This is a genomic window from Gordonia rhizosphera NBRC 16068, assembly GCF_000298195.1.
In the GTDB taxonomy this organism is placed as follows: domain Bacteria; phylum Actinomycetota; class Actinomycetes; order Mycobacteriales; family Mycobacteriaceae; genus Gordonia; species Gordonia rhizosphera.
The window spans coordinates 24272-32935 of the sequence record NZ_BAHC01000068.1; the positions used below are offsets into that span (position 1 = coordinate 24272).

An 8664-nucleotide genomic window follows, 5' to 3' on the forward strand; every position below is an offset into this window, starting at 1 on the left:
ACATGTCGAATGGGATCGTCCGGCCCCTGGCCGGTGCCGGGATGCTGGTGGTCGTCGCCGCGATGCTGGCGGTGGCGATCGCCATGTTCGCCGGCGTCACCACCCGATCCGACACCGTCACCGTGCAGGCCCCTCGGGCCGGGCTGGTGATGGACAAGGACGCCAAGGTCCAGATGCGCGGCGTCACGGTGGGCCGGGTCGCTGCCATCACCTACGATCAACCCGGAACCGCCACAATGGAATTGGCGATCGATCCGGACCAGATGAAGTTGATACCCGCGAACGTCGGTGTGCGGATCGCGGCGCCCACCGTCTTCGGAGCCAAGAGCGTCGAGTTCGTGCAACCATCCCAGCCCGACTCGCAGCACCTCCAAGACGGACAATTCATCGCGACCGACGATGTGTCCATCGAGGTGAACACCGTCTTCAGTGAGCTGACACAGGTGCTCTCGCAGATCCGTCCGGCCGAGCTCAACGCCGCACTCAGTGCGATCTCGACCGGGCTCAGTGGGCGCGGCGAACAGTTCGGCCAGATGATCGTCGACCTGAACGGTTATCTGGGTACGGTCAACACGGGCCTTCCGGCGATGCGGTCACTGATGCATGACATGCCCGATGTCCTCAAGGTCTACGCCGACACCGCACAGCCGCTGCTGTCGACGGTGAAACACGCGAACACCGTCAGCGAAACACTCGTCGCCGAGGAACACAACCTCGACGCCTTCTTGACCAGTGTCATCGGACTTTCCAACACCGGTAACCGCGTCCTACAACAGAATCGAGGAGCCCTGGCCAAGACGCTCTCGGTGCTGGTGCCGACTCTCGCCCTGACCGACGAGTACCACGAGGCGTTGACCTGCGCGCTCGACGGATTCGCGGACCTGGCGGCGTCACCGCCCGCCGATGTGCCCGGGTTGGGGCTGTCCGCGAGCTTCCTGTGGGGCACCGAGCCGTATCGCAACCCCGACAACCTGCCGAAAGTAGCGGCCACGGGTGGCCCACAGTGTTCGATGCTGCCCGTGGGCTTCCAGGAGAAGCCGCCCTACGTGGTCGCCGACACCGGGGCGAATCCTTTCGATGCGTCCCGAAAGTCACTTGAGCTCAATGTCGACAGTCTGCGGCAGGCACTGTTCGGGCCGATCCCGGATGGAGCGCCGCGATGACTCGGTCGCTGTGGTCGGACACGTGGAAGTTCACCACCTTCGCCGTGGTGATGGTGCTCGTGGGAGCCGGCCTTCTACTGGTGTTCAGCGACAGCCGCTCCGGTGACACCGATCAGTACCGCGCGGTGTTCACCGATGTCTCCGGATTGCGCTCGGGCGACTCGGTGCGCATCGCGGGTGTGCGTGTGGGCTCGGTCGACGATGTGGAATTGGGCGACGACAACCGCGTCCGGGTGGACTTCGACGTCGACAAGGCCGTCGGCCTGCGCACCGGAACCGGTGCAGCCGTGCGCTATCTGAATCTCGTGGGTGATCGATATCTGGAACTGACCGAGGGCAAGGGTGTCGGTACCATGTGGCCGGGCACCGAGATCCCGGTGACGGACACCACCCCCGCACTCGATCTCGATGTTCTGCTCGGCGGCCTCAAGCCGGTCATCGACGGGCTCGAACCTCACCAGGTGAACACCCTCAGTTCGGCCGTCCTCGACATCCTGCAGGGCCAACGGAGTACGGTGCAGACGCTGTTCGCCGGCAGCTCGTCGCTGTTCACGGCACTGGGCAAGAACGTCGGCGTGATCGGGCAGATGATCGACGAACTCAAGAAGGTGATGGTCACTCTCAACGCCGACGGTGCCCGGTTCGGCGACATGATCGAACGCCTCGACACCCTGATCACCGATCTGTCGCGACAGCGTGATCCGATCGGCGCGGCGATCACCGCACTCGACAACGGGACGGCATCGGTGGCAGATCTGCTGACCCAGGCCACGCCGTCGCTCTCCGGCAGCATCGATCAGCTGTCGCGACTGGCCCCCGCCCTTGACAGTGACAAACCCGCACTCGACAACGCACTCAAGCGCGCGCCGGGCAACTTCCGCAAGCTGGTCCGGACCGGTGCCTACGGAAACTTCGTCCAGTACTACCTGTGCGCGATAACCGTCCGGGTGTCCGACCCGACGGGCAGGGTCGTCGTGCTGCCCTGGATCGAACAGACCGACGGGAGGTGTTCGCGCTAGATGTTCAAGTATCGTGGCGACGGACTGGTCCGCTTCGGTTTGGTCGGCCTGGTTCTCATCGTGCTGGTGATCGCAGCCGGGCTCAACATGGCCAAGGTCAGCGACTGGTTCACCTCGCTGACCTATCAGGCAGACTTCACCGAGGCGGCCGGACTGTCGGCCGGGGCCACCGTGATGGTGTCGGGAGTGCGCGTCGGCACGGTGTCGAATGTGGAACTCATCGACGGCAATGCCCGCGTCCGGTTCGGAGTCGATCACGCAACCCGCCTCGGCACTACCACCTCGGCACAGATTCGTACGGGATCGCTTCTGGGACAGAGAATTCTGACGGTAGAGCCGTCCGGTCCGGGAACGCTGGGGCCGACCGACGTCATCCCGGTCACCCGAACCGCATCGCCCTATTCGCTGAACGAGGCCCTCGACGATCTCACGACGAACACTTCGGGAATCGACACCGCGAATCTCAACAAGTCGCTCGAGACGCTGTCGAGCACGCTCGACGCCGTCGCCCCCGATCTCGGTCCCACATTCGACGGTCTGGCAGCGCTTTCGCAAGGGATCAATGCGCGCAACAGCAGTCTCCGCCAACTCCTGTCGGCGACGAGCGAGGTGAGCGGACTGATCGCCGCCCGGGCCGACCGGATCAACTCCTTGATCATCAACGGCAACCTGCTCCTCGAGGTCCTCGTACAGCGCCGGCAGGCCATCTCATCACTCCTGGCCAACACCACCGCGGTCGCCACGCAACTGTCGAAACTCGTGAAAGACAACGAACAACAACTCAAACCGACCCTGGTTGCCCTGAATTCGGTGGTGGCCCTGCTCGAACGAAACAGGGACAACATCTCGCAGGCGATTCCCGGCCTGGCGAAGACGTCGCAGACCCAGGGCGAGGCGGTCTCCGCCGGGCCGTTCTACCAGGCCTTCGTGGCCAACCTGATTCCCGCGCAGGTGATGCAGCCGTTCATCGACAGGGCGTTCGGCCTGCATCCGGAGTCGGAGTTCCCACTGCCGGGTGCCCAGATCCCACTCCCGGGAGGGTCGTGATGGGTTCGCGCACAAGGAATTCTGTTGTCGGGGTGGTACTTGTCTGCATCGCGGTGGCCGGACTCGTCACCGCCTATCGGCACTACACCCGGCCGACGCACATCTCCGCGGTGTTCGCCTCTGCAACAGGGATCTATGTCGGTGATGACGTGCGCGTGTCGGGGGTCAAGGTCGGCAAGGTCACCTCGATCGAGCCGCAGGGCGAGACGGTGCGCATGGCGATGAACGTCGACCACGGGATCCGCATACCGGCCGACGCACGGGCGGTGATCGTCGCGCAGAATCTCGTCGCAGACCGCTTCGTTCAACTCGCGCCGGCCTATGTGCGCAGCGGGCCCGTTCTCGAGGACGGGGCCACGATCCCGCGGGACCGCACCGCGGTGCCGGTCGAATGGGATCAGGTCAAGGACCAACTGACAAGACTGGCAACCGATCTCGGTCCGCAGGGCGGGGTGTCGAAAACTGCGGTCGGCGACTTCGTCGCAAGCGGTGCCGATGCGCTGAGCGGGAACGGGGAGAAACTGAGCTCGGCGCTTCGCGAGTTGTCCGGCGTGGGACAGTTGCTCGCCGAGAACAGCGGGAACATCAGCGACACGATCGCCAATCTCCAGACGTTCGTCACCGCGGTGCGAGACAGCGGAACGCAGATCGTCCAGTTCGAAAACAACCTCGCCACATTGTCCTCGGTGCTCAACGGTAGCCGCGCCGATCTCGATTCCGCGCTGCGGACGCTGTCGGTCGCGATGGGGGACGTGCAGCGGTTCATTGCGACCAATCGCGACGGGGTGTCCGAACAGATCAGAAGGCTCGCCACGGTTACCCAGATCTTGGTGAACCAGCACGACGATGTCGAGCAACTGCTGCATGTCTTCCCGACAAGCCTGGCCAACTTCTACAACATCTACAACCCGGACACGGGGACCGCCGCTGGGGTTTTCACCGTCAACAACTTTTCCAACCCGGTGCAGTTCATCTGTTCGTCGGTTGCCAGCATCGAGAACCTGACCGCCGCCGAGGGGGCGCGCCGATGCGCCCAGTATCTGGGTCCGATTGCACCGATGTTGACTTTCAATTACTTTCCGGTGCCACTCAATCCGATCTTGGGACCGACAGCCGCCCAGAAGAACCTGATCTACACAGAACCGTCGCTGAAGCCGGGCAATGCGCAGGGGAACACCCCGCGAAACCGAAGCGACCTGCTGCTGCCCGGACAACGGGGGCAGCGATGACGTCCGCGAGGATTCGCCTGTTCCTGGCGCTTGTGTGCGTGGCCCTCCTGGGCGCCGGATGTCAATGGAACGGCGTCAATTCGCTGCCTCTGCCGGGCACCGTGGGCACAGGCACCGACGACTATCAGATCACCGTGGAGATCGCGAATGTCGGTACGCTGTCGCAGAACTCGCCGGTGCTCATCAACGACGTCGAGGTCGGCAGCGTCGGGCCGATGCGGGTGACCGACTGGCATGCGGTGGTCGAGGTGCGTCTCGAGCAGGGCACCGTCGTTGCGGGCAATGCGGTGGCAACGGTGGGGCAGACCAGCCTGTTGGGGTCGATGCATCTCTCCCTCGACCCGTCGCCCGGTACGGCACCGGTCGGACGTACCGAGCCGGGTGCGACGATACCGCTCGACCGGTCGTCCTCGTACCCCTCTACCGAGGAGACGCTGGCATCGGTATCGGCGGTGGTGAACGGCGGTGGGCTCGGCCAGCTCGGTGGGATCATCAAGGCACTCAACGACGGTCTGGCAAACCACGAGTCAGACGCAAGGGCGCTGGTGGCCAATCTGGCCACGTTTGTCACCACCCTGAACCGGCAACGCGATGATCTGGTCTCGCTGGTGAACCAGGCACACCGGGTGAGCGGTCAGTTCGCCGATCAGAACAAGGTGATCGAGGATGCGTTGCGCCGCATTCCGCCGGGACTCGAAGTGCTCCAGCGGCAGCTGCCGCACATCACCACGGCCCTGGACCGGCTGCGAGTTTTCAGCGTGACGACGACCGGCGTCGTGAACCAGGTGCAGAGTGATCTGCTCACCGATCTCCGTCATCTCGAGCCGACGTTGCGGTCGCTGGCCGATGTCGGCAACAAGATCAATTCGGGGCTGGCATTTGCGACCGTGTTTCCCTACAGCCAGTTCGGGATCGACCAGGCGGTTCGCGGAGATTACATGAACCTGATCGCGACGATCGACCTGACCGTCCCGCGCCTGCGCCGGGAGTTGCTGCTGGGCACCGCGCTCGGCGACCCGAATGCCGTGGTGCCCTTCGCGCCCGGCGATCCGGGGTACGCGAGCAAGCCCACGCACAATCCGCTCTTCGGACCGCTGTCTCAGCCGAAACGAGGTCCACGATGATTCTCTCGCGGCTCGTCAAGGTGCAGCTGGTGATCTTCGTGGTGGCCGGTGTCGTGGCCACCTGGATGATGCTCTTCACCTACATGCAGGTGCAGTCGCAGCTGGGCATCGGCCGGATCACCGTCACCCTCGAGGCGCCGGTTACCGGTGGGCTCTACCGCTTTGCGAATGTGAGTTACCGAGGTGTGGATGTCGGGCGGGTGACCGAGGTGGGTCTCACGGAGAAGGGCATCCGGGCGACCTTGTCGATCGACAGCGACGAACACATTCCCGCGGATCTGAGCGCAAGCATTCGCAGCATGTCGGCGGTGGGAGAGTTGTACGTGGATCTGCGTCCCCGGACCAGCACACCCCCGTACCTGCAGGACGGTGCGGTGATCGAATCACGAGACGTGATTGTTCCCGAACCGGTTGCGCCCATGTTGGAGAAGCTCAACGGGCTGGTGTCCAGCATTCCCAAGCAACAGCTGTTCACCCTGGTATCCGAACTCAACAACAGCTTGGGCGGTCAGGGCTCTGACCTGCAGACGCTGCTCGATTCGTCCGCGACGATCTCGTCAGGTCTGAACCGCGTCGCCGATCAGACGGCCACGCTGCTCCGAGATTCGGCGACCTTGGTGGACACGCAGACACAGAGCCTCGACGCGATCCGGATCTGGACCACAAGCCTGGACGGATTCACCGGGCAACTCGTCGCCAACACTCCCGACATACAGCGCCTGCTCGCGCAAGGCCCGGGATTCGCCGATCGGGTTACCGGATTGCTCGATTCGGTGAAGCTGACATTGCCGGTGCTGCTCGCGAACGTCACCTCCGTGGGCCGGCTGGCGGTGACCTATAACGCGGGTCTTGAGCAGATCCTGGTACTGCTCCCGCCGGCCATCTCGACGATTCAAGCGGTACAGCCGAATCGCAACGGTACCAAGTGGGGTCTCGGAGACTTCCGCCTCAGCGGACTCTCCGACCCGCCGGCCTGTACGGTCGGCTTTCTGCCGCCGTCGCAATGGCGTTCGCCGCAGGACACCAGCGACATCGACACCCCGGACGGCCTGTATTGCCAGCTGCCGCAATCGAGCCCGATCGGAGTACGTGGCGCCAGGAACATACCGTGCGCGAACAAACCGGGGAAGAGGGCTCCGACGGCGGCGATGTGCAACAGCGACGAGGAGTTTCATCCGCTGGCCACTCGTCAGCCGCTACTGGGGCCGTACCCGTTCGATCCGAATGTCCAGCAGCAAGGGGTGACACCCTCGTCCTACACCGCTGTGCACCCCTCGGTGGCGATAGCGCAGTACGACCCGGCGGACGGCAGCTACGTGGGCAGTGACGGGATGAGGTACTCACAAGGTGATCTTGCGCCCAAGACCACCGGCGGTTGGCAATCGATGATGGTCCACTGACCTCGCCTGAAGTCAAACAGATCTGAGCCAAACCAGGAGGGGAGTTCTCGTGGCGGCTCGACCGATCCAAGTGATCGACCTGAGGTCAGACCGGATCGAAGGAGGAGATCAGCCACGTGCCGTCGACGCGCTGAAGGGACACGCGCACGCTGCTCGACGTCTGCTCGGGGTCCGGTTTGGTCTTGCTCGTCGTGGTCTGGTTGACGAAGGCCAGGACTTCGGCGTTGTCGGGCTCGAGCTTCGAGACCGCAGAGCGGACCACGGTGGCCTTGGTGGTGATGCCGTTGTCGATGGCGGCAGGCTTGACCACCTTGGCCGTGAATTCCTCGTAGTACGAGAGGAATTGGCCGGTCAGATGGCTCTTGGCCTTCGCAAAGTCCGAGTCCAGTGATGCTGGGCTGTACGAGAGGATCGCGACGGTCCCGTCGTTGGCCGCAGAGACGACCTCTCGACCGTCGTCGGTGCCGATGGCCCGGTCGTCGCGGTAGACGGTGAAATAGGCCGTCACGGCCGCGGTCAGTGCAGCAACCATCAGGACCGCGGCGACGACGGGCAGCGTGCGACCCCGGAGGCGATCGCTGGACAAAGCCCGCCGCGTTGCGCTGAGCCGGCGGCGCAGGGCCGAGGGAGATTTCTCGGTGTCGGCGACGTTCTCTGCGGTGGTGACATCCTCAGACGTGGTGTCGACTTCTTCGGTCGTGTCGATTGCGGTCATGGTACGAAGTCCACCTTGGAGATCTTCATGGTTCCGTCGACGTCGGTGACGCTGACTCGCAGCCGCCACACCCGCGGTTCCTGTTTGGCGCCGGCGGCATTGGTGACATCCGACGTGGCTGCCACGAGTACCACCGCACTGTTGTCGTTCATCGACTCGAGCGCAGCGGCGGTCACGTGTCCCTTGGTGGTCACCTTCGATTGCTCGATGACGGTGGTGAAGTCCTTTGCGCGGCCCTTGAAGTCGTCGTAGAACGCGCCGGTCGAATGATCGATGATCCGCTGCACATCGCGCTGCGCGTCACGGAAGTCCAATGAGGTGAGTGCGGTGACCCCGAGCTCGGCAGCCTTTGTGAATTCGGCCGCGTGGGCACGGCCGGTGTCGACCTGACGATGATGCCAGCCGATGAGCCCGGTCACCACCAGTGCTGCGATCGTGACCACGGCCATGATCGAGATGGCCGCTGTTCGACGGTTCGGCAGGCGCGGTGCCGGTGTCCGACGTCGAACCGCCGCGACGACGCGACTCGTACCGGAACGGTGCGAATCCTTCGGTGTCGCGGGGTCATCGATGTCGGAGGTGTTCTCTTCTGCCTCGTTGCCGGTCGCATCGAGGACTTCGGTGTCGGCTTGCCCAGTGTCGATGTCGGTGTCCGAGACCTCGGTCGCGTCGGCGGGCTGGACGGTGTCTGTCGGTTCCGCGGGCGGGTCGTCGACTGTCGCCGTCGTACTGGTGGGCTGTCTGTCGATGTCGCCTCGGCGCGCGATGCGGGCCCGGGCCCGGGCGAGCTGGGCGCGCGCACGAGCAGCGGCGGCCTCGGCTTCGGCAGCGGCTGCTTCGGCTTCGGCGACTTCGAGGGCGGTGAGATCCTCGGACCGACCTTCGGTGCCGATCTCGGCATCGTGGAGCAATTGTCGACTCATTGCTGCCTCACGGGGGGTGCTGTCGACGTCGGGTATGGGTGCAC

General features: G+C 64.3%; 8 protein-coding genes. 6 read left to right on the forward strand and 2 right to left on the reverse strand.

The genetic code is table 11. The annotated features are described in order from the left end of the window. Positions 1-2 precede the first annotated feature (2 nt). The 6 genes from GORHZ_RS07700 to GORHZ_RS07725 are packed head-to-tail and all read left to right on the forward strand — an operon-like array spanning position 3 to position 6982. Positions 3-1163 (forward strand): MCE family protein, encoded by a 1161-nt coding sequence (locus GORHZ_RS07700; protein ID WP_006331723.1) that lies wholly within the window; start codon positions 3-5, stop codon positions 1161-1163. Beyond that, positions 1160-2182, forward strand: coding sequence for an MCE family protein (locus GORHZ_RS07705; RefSeq protein ID WP_006331725.1), 1023 nt, complete (start codon positions 1160-1162; stop codon positions 2180-2182). The genes GORHZ_RS07700 and GORHZ_RS07705 overlap by 4 nt, the downstream gene beginning before the upstream one ends. Then, on the forward strand, positions 2183-3229 hold the full coding sequence (locus GORHZ_RS07710; RefSeq protein WP_006331731.1) for an MCE family protein: 1047 nt from the start codon (positions 2183-2185) through the stop codon (positions 3227-3229). It abuts the gene before it with no gap. Further along, the gene (locus GORHZ_RS07715) at positions 3229-4458 is read left to right on the forward strand and encodes an MCE family protein (protein WP_040530690.1); all 1230 of its coding nucleotides are present in this window, start codon (positions 3229-3231) and stop codon (positions 4456-4458) included. The genes GORHZ_RS07710 and GORHZ_RS07715 overlap by 1 nt, the downstream gene beginning before the upstream one ends. Then, entirely contained in the window at positions 4455-5582 is a 1128-nt protein-coding gene (locus GORHZ_RS07720; RefSeq protein WP_006331733.1) for an MCE family protein, read from the forward strand. Before GORHZ_RS07715 ends, GORHZ_RS07720 begins: the two co-directional genes overlap by 4 nt. Further along, entirely contained in the window at positions 5579-6982 is a 1404-nt protein-coding gene (locus GORHZ_RS07725) for an MCE family protein (protein ID WP_006331734.1), read from the forward strand. The genes GORHZ_RS07720 and GORHZ_RS07725 overlap by 4 nt, the downstream gene beginning before the upstream one ends. Positions 6983-7067: 85 nt before the next feature. Here the strand turns inward: GORHZ_RS07725 and GORHZ_RS07730 are convergent, their stop codons facing one another. Continuing rightward, complete coding sequence (locus GORHZ_RS07730) at positions 7068-7697, reverse strand: hypothetical protein (RefSeq protein ID WP_006331735.1); 630 nt, start codon at positions 7695-7697, stop codon at positions 7068-7070. Beyond that, positions 7694-8664 (reverse strand): Rv1363c family protein (locus GORHZ_RS07735; protein ID WP_217998314.1); only part of this gene is annotated, 971 nt, incomplete at its 5' end. The genes GORHZ_RS07730 and GORHZ_RS07735, both read right to left, overlap by 4 nt.

Coding starts and splice junctions, on each gene's coding strand:
- GORHZ_RS07710 (WP_006331731.1), top strand. CDS start 2,183: ATGTTCAAGTATCGTGGCGACGGACTGGTCCGCTTCGGTTTGGTCGGC.
- GORHZ_RS07700 (WP_006331723.1), top strand. CDS start 3: ATGTCGAATGGGATCGTCCGGCCCCTGGCCGGTGCCGGGATGCTGGTG.
- GORHZ_RS07715 (WP_040530690.1), top strand. CDS start 3,229: ATGGGTTCGCGCACAAGGAATTCTGTTGTCGGGGTGGTACTTGTCTGC.
- GORHZ_RS07720 (WP_006331733.1), top strand. CDS start 4,455: ATGACGTCCGCGAGGATTCGCCTGTTCCTGGCGCTTGTGTGCGTGGCC.
- GORHZ_RS07725 (WP_006331734.1), top strand. CDS start 5,579: ATGATTCTCTCGCGGCTCGTCAAGGTGCAGCTGGTGATCTTCGTGGTG.
- GORHZ_RS07705 (WP_006331725.1), top strand. CDS start 1,160: ATGACTCGGTCGCTGTGGTCGGACACGTGGAAGTTCACCACCTTCGCC.
- GORHZ_RS07730 (WP_006331735.1), bottom strand. CDS start 7,697: ATGACCGCAATCGACACGACCGAAGAAGTCGACACCACGTCTGAGGAT.